16 protein-coding genes and 2 pseudogenes are annotated in these 19,410 nt (G+C 60.1%); 12 read left to right on the plus strand and 6 right to left on the minus strand.

Annotated elements, in window-relative coordinates; genetic code table 11:
* Nucleotides 1–2: 2 nt before the first annotated feature.
* Nucleotides 3–743 (plus strand): tRNA pseudouridine(38-40) synthase TruA, encoded by a 741-nt coding sequence (truA, locus tag P8K07_08375; GenBank protein ID MDG1958539.1) that lies wholly within the window; start codon nucleotides 3–5, stop codon nucleotides 741–743.
* Complete coding sequence (locus tag P8K07_08380; GenBank protein MDG1958540.1) at nucleotides 740–952, plus strand: hypothetical protein; 213 nt, start codon at nucleotides 740–742, stop codon at nucleotides 950–952. Before truA ends, P8K07_08380 begins: the two co-directional genes overlap by 4 nt.
* A gap of 8 nt (nucleotides 953–960) precedes the next feature.
* Here P8K07_08380 and P8K07_08385 read toward each other — a convergent pair whose 3' ends face one another.
* The 3 genes from P8K07_08385 to P8K07_08395 all read right to left on the minus strand — a co-directional run bounded on the left by P8K07_08385 (nucleotide 961) and on the right by P8K07_08395 (nucleotide 4,244).
* Nucleotides 961–2,157 (minus strand): aminotransferase class I/II-fold pyridoxal phosphate-dependent enzyme, encoded by a 1,197-nt coding sequence (locus P8K07_08385; GenBank protein MDG1958541.1) that lies wholly within the window; start codon nucleotides 2,155–2,157, stop codon nucleotides 961–963.
* On the minus strand, nucleotides 2,154–3,521 hold the full coding sequence (gene thrC, locus P8K07_08390) for a threonine synthase (GenBank protein MDG1958542.1): 1,368 nt from the start codon (nucleotides 3,519–3,521) through the stop codon (nucleotides 2,154–2,156). The genes P8K07_08385 and thrC overlap by 4 nt, the downstream gene beginning before the upstream one ends.
* A gap of 84 nt (nucleotides 3,522–3,605) precedes the next feature.
* Nucleotides 3,606–4,244: a cysteine hydrolase gene (locus P8K07_08395; GenBank protein ID MDG1958543.1), complete on the minus strand. Its 639-nt coding sequence runs from the start codon at nucleotides 4,242–4,244 to the stop codon at nucleotides 3,606–3,608.
* Nucleotides 4,245–4,417: 173 nt separating this feature from the next.
* Here P8K07_08395 and P8K07_08400 point away from each other — a divergent pair, with 173 nt between their 5' ends.
* The 9 genes and pseudogenes from P8K07_08400 (at nucleotide 4,418) to P8K07_08440 (ending at nucleotide 13,632) form a co-directional block, all read left to right on the plus strand.
* Entirely contained in the window at nucleotides 4,418–6,490 is a 2,073-nt protein-coding gene (locus P8K07_08400) for a transglycosylase domain-containing protein (protein ID MDG1958544.1), read from the plus strand.
* A gap of 4 nt (nucleotides 6,491–6,494) precedes the next feature.
* Nucleotides 6,495–7,307 carry an ABC transporter permease gene (locus tag P8K07_08405; protein MDG1958545.1) on the plus strand — a complete coding sequence of 271 codons (813 nt, stop codon included), beginning with the start codon at nucleotides 6,495–6,497 and terminating at the stop codon, nucleotides 7,305–7,307.
* Nucleotides 7,307–8,044: an ABC transporter ATP-binding protein gene (locus tag P8K07_08410; protein MDG1958546.1), complete on the plus strand. Its 738-nt coding sequence runs from the start codon at nucleotides 7,307–7,309 to the stop codon at nucleotides 8,042–8,044. The genes P8K07_08405 and P8K07_08410 overlap by 1 nt, the downstream gene beginning before the upstream one ends.
* 10 nt (nucleotides 8,045–8,054) lie before the next feature.
* A complete protein-coding gene (locus P8K07_08415) occupies nucleotides 8,055–9,110 on the plus strand; it encodes an MlaD family protein (protein ID MDG1958547.1) in 1,056 nt (351 codons plus the stop codon).
* Nucleotides 9,107–10,012 (plus strand): tetratricopeptide repeat protein, encoded by a 906-nt coding sequence (locus P8K07_08420; GenBank protein MDG1958548.1) that lies wholly within the window; start codon nucleotides 9,107–9,109, stop codon nucleotides 10,010–10,012. Before P8K07_08415 ends, P8K07_08420 begins: the two co-directional genes overlap by 4 nt.
* 57 nt (nucleotides 10,013–10,069) lie before the next feature.
* The gene (locus P8K07_08425) at nucleotides 10,070–10,282 is read left to right on the plus strand and encodes a hypothetical protein (GenBank protein MDG1958549.1); all 213 of its coding nucleotides are present in this window, start codon (nucleotides 10,070–10,072) and stop codon (nucleotides 10,280–10,282) included.
* A gap of 680 nt (nucleotides 10,283–10,962) precedes the next feature.
* Nucleotides 10,963–11,361: pseudogene (locus P8K07_08430) on the plus strand (hypothetical protein).
* A gap of 351 nt (nucleotides 11,362–11,712) precedes the next feature.
* Nucleotides 11,713–11,856, plus strand: a complete 144-nt coding sequence (locus tag P8K07_08435) for a DUF5989 family protein (GenBank protein MDG1958550.1) — start codon at nucleotides 11,713–11,715, stop codon at nucleotides 11,854–11,856.
* Between the two features lie 63 nt (nucleotides 11,857–11,919).
* Nucleotides 11,920–13,632: an aldehyde ferredoxin oxidoreductase C-terminal domain-containing protein gene (locus P8K07_08440; GenBank protein MDG1958551.1), complete on the plus strand. Its 1,713-nt coding sequence runs from the start codon at nucleotides 11,920–11,922 to the stop codon at nucleotides 13,630–13,632.
* A 62-nt stretch (nucleotides 13,633–13,694) separates the two neighbouring features.
* Here the strand turns inward: P8K07_08440 and P8K07_08445 are convergent, their stop codons facing one another.
* From P8K07_08445 to P8K07_08455, 3 genes and pseudogenes are all read right to left on the minus strand, one after another.
* On the minus strand, nucleotides 13,695–15,077 hold the full coding sequence (locus tag P8K07_08445) for an aspartate aminotransferase family protein (protein MDG1958552.1): 1,383 nt from the start codon (nucleotides 15,075–15,077) through the stop codon (nucleotides 13,695–13,697).
* A gap of 2 nt (nucleotides 15,078–15,079) precedes the next feature.
* A complete protein-coding gene (locus P8K07_08450) occupies nucleotides 15,080–16,645 on the minus strand; it encodes an FGGY-family carbohydrate kinase (protein ID MDG1958553.1) in 1,566 nt (521 codons plus the stop codon).
* A gap of 205 nt (nucleotides 16,646–16,850) precedes the next feature.
* Nucleotides 16,851–18,611 (minus strand): annotated as a pseudogene (locus tag P8K07_08455) (phosphoenolpyruvate carboxykinase (GTP)).
* Nucleotides 18,612–18,792: 181 nt separating this feature from the next.
* On the opposite strand from P8K07_08455, the gene P8K07_08460 reads away from it, so the two are divergent.
* Nucleotides 18,793–19,386 (plus strand): acyloxyacyl hydrolase, encoded by a 594-nt coding sequence (locus P8K07_08460; GenBank protein MDG1958554.1) that lies wholly within the window; start codon nucleotides 18,793–18,795, stop codon nucleotides 19,384–19,386.
* Nucleotides 19,387–19,410 lie beyond the last annotated feature (24 nt).

A 19,410-nucleotide genomic window follows, 5' to 3' on the forward strand; every position in this document is an offset into this window, starting at 1 on the left:
GAATGCGCTGGCGGGCAGTAGTGGCTTATGACGGGACCGGCTTTGTCGGATGGCAGACTCAAAGCGGTAACGGTCGGACGGTTCAGGAGGAACTCGAAGGCTGTTTGAGTACCGTGCTGCGAGAAGAGATTCGTGTCGAGGCAGCCGGACGCACCGATACAGGCGTCCATGCTCGCGGACAGGTCATCGCCTTCGACCACGCGGAATCAATCGAGGACGTCCCGCGAGCTCTCCATTCGATCAACTCGATTCTTTCGTCCGAAATCCGGGTTTACGAGTTCAGGCAAGCGGATCCGGACTTCGATCCGCGGCGTCATGCCGTGCGGCGGACTTATCGGTATCGGATCTGGAACGCACCGTTCAGCTCGCCATTCGAAGTGCGTACGTCGTGGCACGTGCGCGAATTGCTTGAGATCGACAGCATGCGGGAGGCGGCACGCGCGCTCCCCGGACGTCATGATTTTTTCAGCTTTCAAACTGCCGATAACATCGTGCGGCCAAGCGTGCGTGAATTGATGGTCGCCGAGGTTCACCGGGAATTGTCCCTGGTTGAGGTCGAGATCACCGCGAACGCCTTCTGCCGGGGGATGGTCCGTAACCTTGTCGGGCAACTCGTTGAGATTGGCAGGGGACGAGCTCCGGTGTCTTCCATGGCCGGGCTATTGGCCGAACGGGACCGCAGTCATGCCGCTCCTGCGGCCCCGCCGCAGGGTTTGTTTCTCGAAAGGGTGGATTATTCATGAATGTCGATATCAGCTGCCGAAAATGCGGGGAACGAAAACGCATGCCCATCGGGACGCCGGCTGCGGGCACTACCCTCGAAGACCATTTGCACCTGCTTCGCGAGAGGTTGACCCATCGCCCGAGCTTCGAGTGTTTTGGGGGGCATCTGGAGTTGCGCCCGCCTGTTCCCGAGTTCTGGGAAGTGCATTGGGAGACTGTGGGCGACTGATCGCAGGGTCAGTCGAGGGCTTCTTGGAGGTCGGCGGTCAGATCGTCGGAATCTTCGAGGCCAACGGCGATTCGAATCAGATTGTCCTTGATGCCGATTGCCAGACGCTCCTCGGAGCTGAGCTCGAAGAAGCTCATCAAAGCCGGTTGTTCGATCAGAGATTCCGCGCCTCCGAGAGAAGGCGCAATCTGGAAAATCCGAGCCTTGTCGACCACAGCGGATGTCTCTTCCAGACCACCGGCAAATTCGAAGCTGACGACACCTCCGAACCCGGTCATTTGCCGTGCCGCAATCTCGTGGCCCTCGTGGCTCGGCAGTCCGCAATAGTAGGCTCGCACGACGTTTGGATGGGCTTCGAGCATATGCGCGATACGCAAGGCGGATGCGTTCTGTTGGGCGACGCGAATCGGTAGCGTTTTGAGCCCTCGAATCAGCAGGTATGCCGCATGTGGGTCGAGAACCCCGCCGAGAACCCCCTGGCATTCGCGGATTGCGTCGATCAGAGGTTCGGATCCAAGGATGATGCCCGCCATGATGTCGTTGTGGCCAGCCATGTATTTGGTCGCCGAGTGCAAGACGAGATCAATGCCGTGCTCAAGCGGTCTCTGATTGACCGGGGTGGCGAAGGTAGAGTCGATGATGGAGATGAGGCCATGCTTCTTTGCGATATCGGCCAGGCGTTCCATATCGACGACCTTGAGGTAGGGGTTCGTGGGGGTTTCGCTGATGAGGACCCGCGTGCTCCCGGGTCGAATCGCCTCTTCGAGAGCGGCATAATCTCCGGTTGGGACGATGCTGACCTCGATGCCGAATTTGCTGAGTGTGCCGCGGCAGAACTGGCGAGTGCGGCGATAGCAGTCGTCCGTCATGACGATATGCTGGCCCTGTCGCAGCATGGCAAACAGAGTCGTGGTGATCGCCGACATCCCGGAGGAGAATGCGAGACCGGCCGCGGCACCTTCGAGCGCGGCGCATTTGGTTTCGGCGACTTTCTGGGTCGGGTTGCCGTACCTGCCATACTCCTCGCGAGGCTTCTGGCCGGACATATGCTCGATCAATTCTGCGGTGTCGCGGAAAACGTATGTCGAGGTTTGAACGATCGGCGTCGTGATCGCGTTGCTCTGGCGAGACTCCGTCTCGCCGCTGTGTACAGCCTGTGTCGCCAGACTGCGTCGAAGCGATTTATGAGCACCTGACTTGCTCATGGCATGCCTCCCGCACTCTGACTCGTCTTTTGGCGACGGTCGAGTTCTCGCAGGAGGGCGTCGCGAACGACTCCGGGATCGTTTGCCAGTTCGAGGGGCTGATTCGCCCAACGCCCATCGATATCGGACAGTTTCCCGGCGTGGTAGTCGGCTTTCTGGTCCGCGAATTTCAAGCCGTGGGCGGTCGAGATCACGACCACGCGCTGGTCTTTGGTGATCTCTCCCTTTTGGGCGAGCTTGAGAAGGGCTGCGAGTGCCACACCGGTATGGGGACAATTGAACATCCCCGTCCGATCGGCCCACGCAGCCGTATTGGCGAGTTCTTCCTCGTTGGCCTGTTCGACAATCCCGTCGAAATCGCGGAGTGCGCGGACGGCTTTGCGGTAGCTCACGGGGTTGCCGATACGAATGGCGCTCGCGAGGGTTTCCTTGGCTTCCACCGGTTCGAGTTCCCCGAGCCCGTTGAGGTAGGCACGGTAGAGAGGGTTCGCTGCCTCGGCCTGTGCAACTACGATGCGCGGCCTTTTGTCGATCATGCCAAGTTTTTCCATCAGGAGAAGGCCTTTGCCGAGTGCGCTGACATTGCCCAGGTTTCCTCCCGGAATGATGATCCAATCCGGCACTTCCCAATTGAACTGCTGGACGATTTCCATGCCGACAGTCTTCTGGCCTTCGACCCGAAGGGAGTTCATCGAGTTGGCGAGGTAGATCTCTTCGCGGGAGGTCAGTTCCTGCACTGTCCGCATGCATCCGTCGAAGTCGGTGTCGAGCGCGAGCACCACGGCTCCGTTCGCAATAGGCTGCACAAGCTGTGCAAGCGAGACCTTGTTGCGCGGTAAAAGAACCACGGAAGGGATGTCGGCCGCAGCGCAGTAGGCGGCGAGAGCAGCCGAGGTATCTCCGGTCGAGGCGCAAGCCACCGCAGGGATGTTGAGTCCACGTTCGCGCATTTCCTTCACGACGCTGACGAGCACGGTCATTCCCAGATCCTTGAACGACCCTGTATGCGAGTTGCCGCATTGCTTGACCCAGAGGTCCGGAATACCGATCTCTGCCCCGAAGCGCTCGGCCCAGAAGAGGTTCGAGCCGCCTTCGTACATGCTCACCACATTGTCATCGGAGATCTGCGGAAGGACCATTTCCTTTCGGGACCAGACGCCGGAACCGTAGGGCCATTGCGTTGAGCGAAGCCGGTGATCAAAGGTTTTTTTCCAGGTATCCGGGGATTGGCGTGCCAGAACGTTCTCGTCATGCACGACCTCCAGAAGTTCTCCGCACTCGCGACAACGGTATACGACTTCGAATACATCATAGGTGGCCCCACATTCGGGCGCGATACATTGGAACCAGCAACGGTGCTTCATGGACGAGGACTCTAGCATTCTGGCGGGGCCGATAAAGGATCGAATTTTCTACGGTTTTGGAGAGTTTCGCCAGATTGAGCGTGCTCATGGGGCCGGCTGAGGTTGCGCCCGGAGGGCGGAGCCCAGTTCGGCAGAGCTTCCGATCGTGGCCAGCAAGGGGAGTACATTGCGAATCGACCACTCATGCCATTCGTGGGGAAAGGACGCACAGCAATCCTCGGCGACCCAGCATTCGAGGCCGCGATTCAGGGACGCTCGCACCAAACCTTCGACGGCCAGGGTCGTGGAGATTCCGGTCAGAATGAGCTGGTCGCGCTTCAGTCGAGACAGCAGAGGGTAGAGAGGCGTTCCGTGCGAGCCATCCACCGAGAGTGTGCGCTCGAGGACGAAGTCATCGGGGCCGGGCTGGACGGTTACGTGCGTTTCGGCGCCCCAGGTGCCGGCGACCAGAGTCGGGCCGCGCTTCTCGGCTATCTGATAGATCCGTGCGCGAGGGCGGGGGACCCCAGGTCGATTCGCGACGTTGATATAAAAAACCGGCACTTCCAATTCCCTCGCTGTGGCGAGTAATTCTGCCACTTTGGGCAGAATGCCCCGCCTTTGGATCTGGGCGGCGAGGGCACCCCCCAAACCCTTTTGCTCGGCCTGCGATTCATGCACCATATCGTTCTGCAGTTCGACGACGAGGACAGCACAACGAGAGGGGTCGGGGAGTATATCCATGCTCGAGAATCGCAAGTCGAGCCGTCGCTGTCGAGCGGGTGCTCGGGTGTCGTCGATAAACCTGCGCTATGCCCGTCGCACCAGCGTTCGCAGAGTTTGTTCCGGCCACGTAAAAGGATGATGTGTTCGGGTGGTTCAGGAAAAGGCGACGAAGCCTGCTCGTTTGGTTGGTAGTGCTTTTCGTCGGTGGCGCAGGTTATCTGGACTTCCGTGTCCGACGTGGCTTTGCGGAAGGCGCCTGGTCTGGACGGGTCCAGTTCTGGGCCGCCCCGGTGGTTCTGCAGTCGGGCGCCTCTCTCCGCGTCCGAGGCCTTCTGAAGCTGCTGCGGGAGCATGGCTACGTCGAGGCGGAATCTTCTGAACTAAGACCTGGAGAATTCCGCGGGGACCGAGAGTTTTTCGATGTGTTTTTGCGAGCACGTCCGCAGGCGGGTCGATTTGCGGACCGACCGGCTCAGCTTCTTCGGTTGGTCTTCCGCGGCGATCTTCTGCGGCTGATTCGAGATGTCGGGACAGGCGCTCGCCTTGAGCAAGTCGCTCTTTCGCCACTGCCGGTGGAGGGGGTTTTTTCGGGCCATTGGGCGCCGCGAGAGGTTCTCCCTCTGCAGGATGTGCCGCCTGTGGTCGTGGATGCGCTTCTGGCAGCCGAAGACGCTCACTTTCTGGATCATCCCGGAGTGAACCTGAAGTCCATGCTGCGAGCGATGAAGGTGAACTGGGAAGCCGGCCGGATTCGGCAGGGTGGCAGCACGCTCACGCAGCAATTCGTCAAAAATCATTATCTGACGCAGGACCGTACCTTCAGCCGCAAGCTGCTGGAAATTCCGATGGCGCTGCTTCTCGAGTGGCGGTTCTCCAAGGAGGAGATTCTCGAGGCCTACCTCGGTACTGTTTATCTGGGACACGATCGGCTGGTGGGGGTTCATGGTCTCGCGGAGGGGGCCCGCGTCTTCCTCGGGAAACCCCTCTCGAAAGCCACGGCGGCCGACGGGGCCCTGTTGGCGGGACTGATTCGTGCGCCGAATATTTATTCCCCGTTGCGTCGCCCGGCACGAGCGTTGCGTCGACGGAACCAGGTCCTTGCAGAGATGCGCGACCTGGGTTGGCTGGACGACCGCGACTATCTGTCTGCGATACAGACACCCCTGCCAGAGCCATTTCGGCGGGGCCCCTCGCCGCAAGCTTTCTTCATGCAGGATGTTTTACGCGAAATGGAGTCTGTGGGCTGGTCGCTGTCAATCCTGGGGACGGGTAGCGAAGTTTTCACGACCATGGATGCATCGCTGCAGAGAATCGCTGCCAGCGAAGTGTCCCGGTTCGTTGCGGATCGGCCGGGCCTCGAAGCCGAAGTGGTCGCGATGGACGCGGAAACCGGGGCGCTGCGTGCTCTGCTGGGCGGCAGTGATTTCCTGAACAGTCAGCTGGATCGAAGTGAACGCGGGCACTCCCCGGCCGGTTCTATCTTCAAGCCTTTCCTGCTTCTGGCGGCTTTCACCCTTCGCCCGGCAGAGCTGACGCCCGAGTCGCTCTTTCTCGACAGGCGCCTGCTGGTCGAAGTCGACGGCGTCGTCTGGGAGCCGACGAATTCGGATGGTGAGTTCCGTGGCCCGGTGACTTTGCGGGAGGCCCTCTCTCGATCGCTGAATGTACCGATGGTGCGTCTCGCGCAAGAGTTGGGGATCGAGACTGTCGCGGAATTTGCAGATCGCTTACCTTTGTCCGACGCGCCCTTGCCTCGGGTGCCGGCCCTGGCCTTGGGGTCTTTTCCGGCATCGTTGCGAGATATTACGCGAAGCTACGCGATCTTCCCGAATCAGGGCCGTGCACCGGAGCCGCATTCGCTGCTTGGCATCAAGGCCCCGTCGGGAGCGGTCGTCTATGCGGCGAAGCCGGGGACCGAGGAAATGGCGGACGCTGCAGCGGTGGCCGAAGTGCATGATCTACTGGTGGATGTCGCGGATGAAGGCACGGCACGGGCGATCAGCGCGATGGAGGTGGCCTCGGATGTGGCCGGGAAAACGGGCACCTCGAATGAGTCGAGGGTTGTCTGGTTTGTGGGGTACACACCCGAGCTTTTGATGGGAATCCGACTGGCATACGATGATGGACGGCCGCTCGGGGCCGATGCGGCTCGTCTGGCGGTGCCGCTCTGGAGCCGGATCATGAAGCGCGCGGAGGAAGGTTGGGCCTCCCACGAGAAGCGCTTCTCCCGGGCTCGCATTTCTTCTCGCCAGTCGGCACAATAGCGCTGTGGCGGGAGGGGATGAATTGGAGCCGTCCGGCTTTGCCGGTTGGGCATCGCGCGTGGGCGCACGTGCGACAGAGCTGGTCGAGTTTGTCGGCAGCCTCCTGCATTTCCTGGGTGAAGCCGCGCGTGCTGCTCGCCGAGGAGTCCCGGGCTCCGTCCTGATTGGCCAAGTGTATGAGGTCGGCGCGCGTTCTTTGCCATTGACGGCGGTTGCGGCCTTCGCGATGGGCGTGGTGATGGCGATCCAGACGATGGTTCTCTTGAAGAAATTCGGGGTGGTTCAATATGCCGCCGTCGGAGTTGGCCTTGGGTTGACCCGTGAGTTGGCGCCGGTGGTGACCGCCTTGATGGTGGCGGGTCGGGCTGGGTCCGGGATCAGCGCAGAGTTGGGCAGCATGCAGGTCACCCGCCAGATCGACGCTTTGCGGGTGCTTGCCGTGGACCCCTACCGCTATCTTGCGGCGACTCGAATTCTCGCCTGTCTGATCGCGGTGCCCCTGCTTACGGCACTCTCCGATTTCATCGGGATCTTCGGTGGCCTGGTCGTGACGACAACGCTCGGTGGTGTTCCGGTACCAGCGTATATCGATACGACTCTTTACTACGTCACGGTCGGCGATGTCCTGTCCGGAATCGGAAAATCCGCGATTTTCGGTCTGATCATCGGCACGGTCGCGGCTCATTACGGATTCCAGACATCCGGGGGGACGACGGGTGTGGGGCGGGCGACTACGGCCACCGTCGTCGTTTCCTCCTTGATGATCTTTGTCAGCGACGTCGTGCTTACACAGATTCTGATGACCTTGGGTTTCTGATGAGCATGGATTACGCGATCGAATTTGAAGGAGTGTTCAAGGGGTTTACCGATCGGCAGGTTCTGCGGGGCATCGATCTTCAGGTGCCGCGCGGGGAGACCATGGTGATTTTGGGCTCGAGTGGGTCGGGAAAGTCGGTCTTGGTCAGTACGGTTGTCGGATTACTACGTCCCGACCAAGGTCGAGTTTTGGTGAGCGGCGAGAATGTGGCGGAATTTGCGTCGGAGGATCAGTGGCGGAAGGTCTGGCTGAAAACGGGTTTTCTCTTTCAGGGTGCGGCACTTTTCGATTCCATGACCGTGGGCGAGAATATTGCCTTTCCACTGCGGCAGCACACGGCACTCTCCGAAGCGGCGATCGTGGACCGGGTAATGGAAGTCCTGAGCTGGATCGAATTGGACGGAGCCTTCGACAAGATGCCCAGCGAGCTTTCCGGCGGTATGCAGAAACGAGTCGGCCTGGGCCGGACAATTGTCCTGGAGCCGGAAATTGTGATCTATGACGAGCCGACAACAGGGCTGGACCCTTTGACTTCCGACACGATCAGCAGCCTGATCTTGCGCCTGAAATCGGAGCGTGCGGTGACCTCGATTGTTGTCACGCACGATGTTCGATGCGCATTTCAGGTCGCCGACCGGGCGGCGATGATCGACGAGGGCGTGATTCTGGCGGAGGGGACTCTGGAAGAGATTCGAAACTCATCGGTTCCGAAATTGCGTTCTTTCCTCTACGGTTGAGACAGGAATTATGGCCAAAGTTCAGCAACGTAAAAGAGATATTGTGGTCGGCTTGTTCGTTCTGGCAGCCTTGAGCGCAGGCGTGTTTCTGATCGCGGTGCTGGGGTCCGAGCAGGGGATCTTCCGCCCGCGCTTCGAGTTGCGAGCAACCTTTGTGAACGTCAATGGATTGCGGGCCGGCGCCCCGGTTTTTGTTGCCGGTCTCAACGTGGGTTCCGTGCGCACGATCCGCTTCGCGGACCCTCTCTCGGATGCGGTGGAAATCGAGGGTTCCGCCGCCTCCCTCGTGGAAGTTCTGTTGGACGTTGATGCCCGCTATGCGACCCAGATCCGCGCGGATTCGGTAGCGAGCGTCGGTTCCGTCGGTTTGTTGGGGGACAAGTCGATCGAGATTACCGTCGGTAGTCTGGACGCGCCGGAATTGGTTGACGGTGGAGCGCTGACCACCGAGGAGCCGATTGGTCTGACCGATATGCTGGACCAGGTGCAGCCGATGGCCGAGAACCTCGATCAGATTCTCGGCGACCTTGCGGTCGTGACGGGGAGCTTGTCGACACCGGAGTCGCCGCTGATGCAGGCAATCGAGAGTCTGAGCAGTGTGCTGGCGAAGGTCGATTCGGGGCAAGGGACTGCTGGTGCGATTCTGAATTCCGAGGAGATGGCCGGGAAGATCTCCACGATTCTCGACGAGGCAAGTTCTCTTCTTCTCGAGAGCACTCAGGCCATGGAAGAGGTCCGTTTGGCCGCAGAAGAACTCCCCGCGACAATGGCATCCGTTCGCGCGGTTTCTGCCGATGTGGAAGCCCTGGCCACTGCGTTGCGCGAGGGGGCCGGTCGCGTGCCGGAGTTCAGTGCGAATCTGGCGGAAGCTGCGGTAAATATTCGTGACGCTTCAGAATCGCTCCCGTCGATTGCTGCCACCGCCAATGTGGGTGTGCGGCAGGCGAACGAAGTGGTGAATGCTGCCAGTCGAACCATTTTCCTGCGTGGGCAAATGAATCAGGAGGTTGTGCGCTCGCCACAGGTCGTCGGCGAGAGTTTCCCGCTGCCCGAGGAAACTCGATGAAAAACTCGAATGTTCAGATTCTTGTTTTTCTCGCCTTCTTGTCGGGTTGTACGACGGTGAGATCGTCCAACCTTTCGAGTTTGCATCGACAGGCCCGGACGCTCGAGCAGTCGAGCTTCGAGGCCTCCCGAACGGGCGCCTTGCCCCGTGCGATTGGCTTGGAAGAACAGGCGCTTGATCTCTACCGCCGAGGCGATTCGACGGCGGAGATAATTGCTTCACTCAACCGTCTGGGAAGTCTCCGTCTGCAACAGGGCGAGCTGACCTCGTCGCTGCGGGATTTCACGGAGGCCTATGAGCTTTCGGATGTTCTCGGCAATGGAGCCGGTCGTGCGGCCGCCGCGAACAACCTGGGCTCTCTGGCCCGACTGGCCGGCGATCCGAATTTGGCGGAACGTCGCTTTGGCGAGGCCATCGATACTCCGGGCGCAACGCCGGAAACCCGCGCGAGCGGTTTTAATAATCGCGCCTTGTTGCGGTTCGGTGCTGGTGATCCTGCGGCTGCAAGGCAAGATCTCGCGCGGGCATTGGCGGTCGATCGCGCTGCGAACAACCGCGCCGGAGAGGCGCTTCGGTTGCGGAATCTTGCCGCTATCGATTTGCACGAAGGTAAACTGGACGCTGCGATCCGAGGTCTCTCGTCAGCCCATGCGATCGATGTGCAGCGGGGAGATCCATCAGCGATTGCACGTGACCTGGAGGCATTGGCCGTTGCGCGCTGGGCGGAAGGCGATGCCCCGCGCCTCGCTTTGAGTGAACGCCGTCGTGCCTACAACATCGACCGATTGCAGGGCGCGGCCGACGCCGCGAACCGACAGCGTCTGGCGATTGAGAGCTGGTGCAAGGAAGGGTCATTCACGCCCCGGCCGCTGGATTGTGTTTTCCCGGCAGAGGGTCCCTGAGTTGCGAGGCTTCTTCGGTAATCGCGCGTCGGATAGGCCCCGACCAGGGGACAGCGATTGATTTCTTCAATCAAGATTTTCCTGGCTCGTTTCGGTGAAGTCATGGGACGGTTGGTGCTGGGCGTTGTCTATTTCGGCCTGCTAGGCCCGGTCGCACTATTCGTCCGGCTCTTCTCGGACCCGCTCCGGCGGCGTCGGCCAAAGGATTCTGCGTTTTTGCCTCGCGAGTCGATCCATGAGCTGCCGCGGGATGCCGGTCGGCAGGGCTGAGCCGGATGCTTCGTCTGCTGAATCAGTTTCTGGCCGTGTTGGTTGCGGGGGCTATGGCGGTGCTCGTTCTGGAAGGCTTCTTGCGGGTCCTTGGCTGGGCACCGGCGCCCCGGATGCATCGGTTCGACCCTGTTGTGGGTTGGGTCAAGGTCGCCGGTGCGGATATTCGTCGACGGACGGGGGAATTCGATGTTCGTGTTCGCACGAACGCGTTGGGGCTCCGGGGCCCGGAAACGTGGTCGTACGAACGTCGTGGCGGAGTCGCCCGCGTCTTGATGGTCGGGGATTCATTCACACTTGGCTACACGGTTCCGGAAGCGGCATCGATTCCTTTTCTGGTCGAGACGGGACTTGCCGAGAGTGGGATCGCGGCGGAGGTCCTGAATGCGGGAACCGAGGGCTGGTCGACCGATCAGGAAGTGCTTTGGTTGGCGACCGAGGGCCGTCGCTACCAACCCGACGTCGTGGTTTTGCAGGTCTACGAGAACGATATTTTCTGGAACTCGCGGACGGAATATCTGCGCTACCCGAAACCCCGGATCCCGGATCAGGGGCAGGGCCGATGGGATCCGGAAAGCGCTGCGGCAGGTGCAGCACTCATCGATCCGGGTCGGGATTCGTGGTGGTTGCGGACCACTGCAATCGGCGGCGTGATCGCCGGCTGGCGGACGGGACCTGCGATGCCGCTTCTGGAGGATGGGAGTGGACTTCCGGCGGAGTGGGGCGCCCGCCTCGAGGGGAACGAGGTCGGGCGCGGCGAGACGCGGGCTGCGTTGCAGGCCTTCGCGGCCCTGAGCGCCGCGATGGGCGCGCAGCCGCTGGTTCTGGTGATTCCCGACAAGGCCCAGGTGGACGCTGACTCGTTGCGTGCGGTGGAGGGCTTCATGGGGAGCGATGTTTATCGCCCGAACCGACCCTATGAATTTTTGGTGACCGCAGCCCGCTCTGCTGGCCTTTCCGTGGTTGGCGGTCTTTCGGTCCTGCGGGCGGCTCAGAGCGCCGGGCCGGTGTATTTCGCCCGTGACTGGCACACCAATGCAGCCGGTAATCAGGCGCTCGCAGGAGCGCTGGCGACTCGGCTGCTGGCACCGGAATTTCTCGGTGGCCGCGGCTCCGGGGGGGCGCCGACAGCCTCGATCCAGGACAATATTCGGGTAGCCGGCCCGGTGGGGAGCCCGCCGGGTTGGCTTTGGGCGATTCTGGTGTGGTTCGCTCTGGGAACACTTTTCCGACGACGATTTCCCGATTCGGGTCTGGGCGGGAGCTACGGCGCGGTTGCCTGTTTGCTGCTTTGCGTCGTAAGCGTTCTGGCCGGCGGGAGTTGGCTGGTGGGGCTTTTGCCGCTGCGAGTCCAATCCGTGGTGCCCCTGCTTGTTCTCACGGCGGTGCTGATTCTGGCAGGCTTCTACCTTCGTGGGCGTTTGTCGGTCATGCTCGAGCTGTTTTTAGCGTTTGTAAGGCGCGGTCATTGGTATATGCTACCGGTGCTTGTAGCGCTTTTGGCGGTGGGGGGTTTACTGGTTGTGGCGGCATCGTCACCATGGCTGGCACCGTTTATTTACACTCTTTTTTGACACTCTGGCGGCCGTCCCGGCCAGCCGAGCTGTCCGTATTTTTTTGTATTGGAGGTCTTTGAAATGGAAGAGAAGTTGCTGCGGATCGACATGACCAAGCTTGAGGTTTCCGATGAGCCGTTTCCCGAGGAGTGGAAATATCTCGGCGGGCGGGCGCTGTCCGCCAAGATTCTCCTCAAGGAATGCGATCCGAAATGTGATCCTCTTGGCCCGGATAATGTCGTCGTTTTGGCGCCGGGTATGCTTTCGGGTTCGGTGGCTCCAACGTCGGGCCGCATGAGCGTGGGCGGAAAAAGCCCTTTGACCGGCGGGATCAAGGAGGCGAACTCCGGAGGCCAGGCTGGGCAGAAATTGGCCCGTATGGGCTACCGTGCCGCCATTATCACGGGCAAGGCTCCCGATCCGGAGAAACGCTACAAGGTTGTTGTCGACAAGGAAGGCTATTCGATGGTCGAAGCTCCGGAGTTGAAGATGCTCCGGACCTACGCTGCCAGTGAAAAGTTGCAGGAAACCCACCCCAAGCGAGCGGTCTATCTGTTGGTCGGCCCCGCCGGGGAGTTGGGATTGTCGGGTGCCAGCGTTGCCTTGACAGATGAAGGCGCCACCCACCCGGCACGCCATGCGGCGCGCGGCGGACTCGGTGCCGCATTGGGCGTGAAGGGGCTCAAGGCTCTCGTCGTGGATGACACTGGAAGCAAGGCCCGCATGCCGGCCGATATGCCCGCTTTCAAGGCGACCGTGAAGCGGATTACCAAAGAGCACGCGGATGGTCCTCAAATTTTCAAAACTGGCACGTCGACGACGTTGCCGGTCGCCAATATGTTGGGCACCCTCCCGACCAAGAATCGGACGCGCATGTCTTTCGAGCATTCGGATGCGCTCGATGGTGCACGGATTCAGGAAAACTTCGAAGAACGTGGTGGCGGGATGCACCATTGCATGACGGGTTGTATCGTCAGCTGCTCCAACGTGGTGCACGGCCCGGATGGCAAATACGTGACCTCAGCTCTGGAGTTCGAGACGCTCGCGCTTTGCGGCTCCAATTGCGAAATCGGAGATCTTGATATCGTTGCCCGTATGGACCGCCTGTGCGACGAATTGGGGCTCGATACGATTGAAACCGGCGGGGCGATCGGCATGGCGATGGAAGCCGGCCAGCTCGAGTGGGGCGACGGTGAAGGCGCCGTCGCCTTGATGGAGAAAATCGACAAGGGAGATCCTTTGGCGGAAGCCGTCGGGCAGGGAGTCTGCGCGGTAGCAAAAATGTTCGGGATCGAGCGTGTGCCGGCTATCCGAGGTCAAGGTATTCCCGCTTGGGAGCCTCGCACCCTGAACGCTACCGGCGTCACCTATGCGACGAGCTCTATGGGCGCGGACCATACGGCCGGTCTCCTGATCATGGTCCCCGAGGGGCTTTCCGAAGCGCATGCTTCGCAGGAAGCGCAGTTGGTGAATGCACTCTGTGATTCGAGCGGGTTCTGCCAGTTCCAGCAGCCCAAGATTGACGATATCCGAGAGCTCTACGGAGCCATGTATGGAGAGGAGATCTCGTTCGAGGCCGCGGCCGATATGGGCTGGCAATGCCTCGTGGACGAGTGGGCATTCGATGAGAAAGCCGGATTCACTCGCGATCAGAACGATCTCCCGCAGTGGTGTCGAGACGAAGCCGTTCCGGAAAATGGCGCGACGTTCAACGTCTCAAAAGAGGATATCCTTTCGGTATTCGAGCGTTTTCCCGCCTCGGAGCATCTCCGAACCATGCGAGCCGTCGGTTAGACCTGCTCTCGCACGAACGAAAAATCAGGAGTGGTCGGGCAACAGCCCGGCCACTCCTTTTTTTATTCCGGTGGCACGTCCTGTTGGGCATCCAGCATGCCGGTCATCACGTCGCGAATCGCATTGGTGATCGCGGGTACCCCCTTGGGCATACCTCCATATACCGCGCCTGACTTCGCTTCCTCGTCACGATGAGCTTTCGCGTAGTCGACTGCTTCGGCGAGGTCGACTGCCAATTTCTCGGTGATGCCTTCCTGAGTTTGCGGTCGGGTGACGCACATATGGAGAGCATTGGGGTGCTGTTGGCCGTTAAAGCGCCAGCCCCGCTCACGCATGAAGTCGTTCAGGAGGTAGATGTCGAAATCCTTCGAGAAAAATGAGAAACAGAAGCTCGGCTTGCCGACGATCTGAAGTTCGGGGTGGGAGCGGATCAAGTCCTGCATCGCGAAGGCGGTACCGAATATAGCTTTGGCGTAGCGAAGGTATCCTTCGCGCCCCAAGCTGACCATAGATGCCCAGGTGGCGGCGATGACGCCGCCGGGTCGACTCCCGGCGATTCCCGGGGAGAAGTATTTTCCTCCCGACCACTCCTGTTGCATGAAGTAGAGCCCGCGGCGAAGCTCCTTGTTTCGGAACGCCAGAACCGAGGAGCCCTTCGGGCCATATCCATATTTATGACTGTCGGCAGAGATGGTTGTGACTCCCGGCAATCGGAAGTCGAAGACCGCGATATCGTAGCCGAGTTCTTCGCCCCACGGCAGAATAAAGCCGCCGAGGCAGGCGTCAACATGAAGACCGATTTCGTGCTCGACGGCCAACTTCGAGAGTTCGTCGATCGCATCGATGGTGCCATAGCCATAGTTACAGGCTGACCCGACAATCATGACGGTATTGGGACCGATATGGTCTCGCACGAAATCGATGTCGACCTGCGTGGTTTCGGAATCGACCGGCGCGAGATGAACCTGAAATCCAAACAGGTGGGCTGCCTTGCGAAACGCAACATGGGCCGTTTCCGGCAGGATCATTTCGGGCTTCTCGATTCCCTTATGAGCCAATCCCCACTCGCGATAAGCAAGGACGGCGCTGAGAATACTCTCCGAACCACCGGAGGTCGTTGATCCACATGCGTCCTCTGCCTGATCGCCGTGCAACATATCCAGGGTCATGGCGATGATTTCACCCTCGAACCTCGTTGCACTGGGACAGATGTCTCTCTGGAGGATGTTGACGTGCGCATAGAGGCCGGAGGCTTGGCTCATGAAGGCATAGTGGTCCATATCGCCGCAGTACATGGTTCCGGAGCATTGGCCGGTCTGCCAGAAGCCGTCCTCGGCCATGGCGATCTCCTTGAGTTCGGCGAGGATCTCTTCGCGAGGGCGCCCGTTCGCCGGCATATTTCGATTCACCGGGTATTTATCAGCGTAGGGGTAATAGTCGGCCATGATTATAGCTCCGTGGTTTCGGTTTCGAGACTCTGCAGGAGGTCGAAGACCGGTGCGTTGGCTTCGAATGCTTTTTGCCAAGCATTGAAAAGTCCGTCGTATATTCTGCGGTGGGCGCTCTGAGGTTGATGGATCTCGGCGATGGGGCGAAAGTCGTCGAGGGCGTCGCGGTCGAGGAGTCCCAATCGTAGAAACGCCAGAAAAGCAGCGCCGCGCGTGTTGGTCTGTCGCGCGTTGTCGATTCGATGGATGGGGCGATCCAGGATGTCGGCGAGGATCCCGGCCCAGACCGGCGAGCGGGCGCCACCACCAGAGAAGGTAATCGTCGTCCACGGCTGCTGTGAGAATTTTTCAACATAGGGTTGCATCCATCGAAGTTGAAACCCGATGCCCTCCAACACCGATCGTAGCATTCGCGGGCGGGTCGTGCCGAGATTCATATTCAAAAATCCGCCGCGAGCATTTGCCGACTCTAGCGGAGCCATGGCGCCGCTGAGCCATGGTAAGTAGAGCAGCTTGCCGCTGCCGGCTGGTTCCGCCGCAACCGCTCTCTCCAGGGCCGCAAATGGATCACTGCTGCGATGGTCGGCCAGGTGGTCTTCCGCATGCACCAGATTGTGGAGGTAGTGTTCCAGAAGGCGCCCCCCGAGGCCGCACTCGCCCATCGCCATATACTCACCCGGCAGGGGACTCGGCATACTCACGGTTTGGCTCTCAATATCCGTCATTTTGGAAGGCGCGTTCCCCAGAACCTGAATTGTCGTGCCGATGTTGAGCCCGCCGTGTCCGGGTCGGAAGGCTCCAGCGCCCATGGTCACGGCCTGGGTGTCGTTGATGCCGCCGAATATGGGAATGTTTTCCGGAAGACCTGTCGATTGCGCTACCGAGGATTTTATCGGACCTACCGATGCTTCGACAGGATGCATGGGTGCCAGATGGTCGGCGGATACGCCGGCGAGTTTCAGGAGCTCGGGGCTCCAGGTGCCTGCCGGGATCGATCGGTTGTCGGTGAGCATCAGGGGAAACGCGCTGCAGAGATTGGTGGCGATCTGACCGCTGAACTTCAGGGTCAGGAAATCGGCCGGCTCGAGAAGTGCACGGGTCCGAGCCCATACGTCCGGACATTCCTCGCGGAGGTAGAGGGCATGAGATAGCGAGTCGTTACCGAAAGGAATCGCACCGTGGATGTCCAGAAAACGGAGAAGAGCATCCGGCGTTTCCTGCAGCAGTTTTTGCGCATAGGGCGCTCCTCGTCGCGACATCCACAATTTCATTTTCGACGTAGCCGCGCCACGTTCGTCCACCGGTATCAGGGAGAAGAACTGGCTGGAGCACTGAACAGCGCGGATATCGGACGCTGGCCCACCGGCTTCGCGGACCATGGATGCGGCCGCCGAGACGACCATATCCCACAGAGCCACCGGGTCTTGCTCGAAGAGGTCCGGACCAGTTGCCAGAGTTTCCACGGCGCGTTCGGCGCTTGCCAGAAGTGTGCCTTCAATATCGACAAGACCCAGTTTCAGGTTTGTCGTGCCCAGATCGATCGCAAGGACGGATGGATTAGCCAACAGAAGTCTCCTTCGGGCCAGGCTGGAAGTTGGCCTGGCGAGCGAGCGCTGTCTCGCTTTGGAATTGCATCGTGCGCATTCTCTTTTTTTTCGTCACCTCGGCAAATACGCAAGCGGAGATGGTGGCCTTCGGCAAAAAAAAAGGGGTGCCCGAGATGGGCACCCCTGAACGGCCGGTGTCTCGAACTCAGCCTAATGCCTTGGTCAGATGGTCTCGCAATTCGACCAACTCGGAGGGCATGGTCTGTTCGAGTTTGGCAAAAAGTTCGCTTTGCAGGTCCAGTTCCGCTTTCCAGGCTTCGGCATCAATGGCCGTGAGCTCGGCAATCGCTTCCTCGGAGACGTCGGTGCCGGTGAGGTCGATGGCACCAGGTTCCGGCACGACACCAAGAGCGGTGTCCTGCCCGCCAACGCTGCCAGTGGCTCGATCGATGATCCACTTCAAAACGCGCATATTTTCGCCGAAACCCGGCCACGTGAATTTCCCGTCACCGTCCTGGCGGAACCAGTTGACCTGAAAGATCTTGGGCGGATTCTCGATGGCTTTTTCCATCGACAGCCAATGCTTCAGGTAGTTCCCCATATTGTATCCGCAGAAAGGCAACATGGCCATGGGATCTCGTCGCACGACGCCGACAGCGCCGGTGGCCGCAGCTGTGGTCTCGCTGCCCATCGTGGCGCCGAGGTAGACGCCGCGGGCCCAGCTGCCGCTTTCCATGACCAGAGGTACGGTTGTGCTGCGTCGGCCGCCGAAGATGATCGCCGAAATGGGGACTCCCTCGGGGGCGTCAGCCTTGGCTGAGAGGACCGGATTGTTTTTCATGGGCGCTGTAAAGCGGCTATTGGGGTGAGCGGCCTTGCTGTCGGACCCTTTTTTCCAAGGGTTTCCTTGCCAATCCGTGAGTTCTTCAGGGACCTCTCCATCCATGCCTTCCCACCAGATATCGCCGTCCGGTGTCATGGCGACGTTGGTGAAGAGGGTGTCGCGTCGGACACATTCCAGAGCATTCGGGTTGGACTTTTCGCTTGTCCCCGGAGCGACGCCAAAGTACCCATTCTCGGGGTTGATCGCCCAGAGCCGACCGTCGGGGCCGACACGCATCCAGGCGATATCATCGCCCACGGTCCAGATCTTCCAGCCGGCGAATTCCTTGGGCGGTACCATCATGGCGAAGTTTGTCTTGCCGCAGGCGCTCGGGAAGGCAGCGGCCACGTAAGTGGTTTCGCCTTCCGGACTTTCGACACCGAGAATCAGCATATGCTCGGCAAGCCAGCCCTCCTGACTGCCGAGGTAGGATCCGATGCGCAGTGCGAGACACTTCTTGCCGAGAAGAACGTTGCCGCCATAGCCGGAACCGCAGGACCAGATGGTGTTGTCCTCGGGGAAATGGCAGATGAACCGCTTTTCGGGATCCAGATCGAGGGTCGAGTGCAGTCCTCGGTTGAAATCATTGGAGTCTCCCAGAGTGGTAAGTGCGGCCGTTCCCATTCGGGTCATGATCCGCATATTCAAGACCACGTAGACTGAGTCGGTGATCTCGAGCCCGATCTTTGCCATCGGGGAGCCCACCGGACCCATCGAGTAGGGAATGACGTACATGGTGCGCCCGCGCATGGAGCCGTCAAATAACTTGCCGAGCTTTTCGTAGGCGGCAGCCGGAGCCATCCAATTGTTGGTCGGGCCGGCTCCTTCTTCCTTCTCGGAGCAAATGAAGGTGAGATGCTCGACTCGGGCGACGTCTTTGGGGTCGGAGCGGTGGAGGTAGGAATTGGGGCGTTTTTCGGCGTTGAGCGGGATGAGAATCCCCTCGTCCACAGCCAGCTGGGTCAGACGTTCTCGCTCGCTTTCCGAACCGTCAACCCAATAGACCTGGTCTGGTTGGGTCATGGCGGCCATGTCCTTGACCCATTTGTCTGCGTGGGCGTTCACGGTTCCGGGACGGTTTTGCTCAATAAGTTCGCTCATGGTCAAAATTTCCTTCCAAATGGCGTGCTCGGCGGTCGGAGCCGCGACAATAGAGGGTTATAACCAAAACGCACTCCCGGAGGCCACCCACTATTAGCGGAACTATGGGAAATCCCGAAAAGTCTCCGAATCCGGGTTTCGCGTGTTTGTTCTGGCTCGGCGGGCACGCTACGGCGCAGGGATGGGTGCGTCCCGACGGCTGGTGAGACGATTTTGGCAGGGAGGGGTGGTTGTTTGGGCGCTTTTGCTCGCCACCGAAGCTGCCGGCGGGTGGATCCGGTTTTATGGAGTGACGCTGGGCGGGGGCGTCTCGGAGCGAATCGAGGCCGTGATGGTGCCCGTTCAGGTCGAAATAGGCCTGCGTTTGCCGGAGATTTTCGAGAAACCGCTGAGGGAAACGCCCATTCGCGTTGAATGGCTGCTGGAGGCATGGGTGGCTCCGATTGTCGGCCAGCGAAACACTGTGGAGGCGGGAGTCAATCCTGTCGGTCTTCGGGTGGCCTTCGATGGCGGGCAATCACTGGTCCCTTTTGTCGACCTGAGTGGCGGGATTATGGTCACCGGCCTGCGGCAGGTCGGTACCGGCGGCGGGTTCCAGTTCAGTGAGTCGGTCCGCGCAGGTTTTCAATGGTTTGTGACCGCCGAGACCGCGGTGAGTCTTTCCTATCAATATCGCCATATGTCGAATGCCCGGATTTACGACCAGAACGCAGGCCTCGACACGCACTACGCCTTGCTCGGTTTCCATTGGTTCCCGGATCGAGTTGCAAAATAGAACGCGGGCAGGTTGTCAAAAGAG

It is taken from the genome of Candidatus Binatia bacterium (assembly GCA_029248525.1).
In the GTDB taxonomy this organism is placed as follows: domain Bacteria; phylum Desulfobacterota; class Binatia; order UBA12015; family UBA12015; genus UBA12015.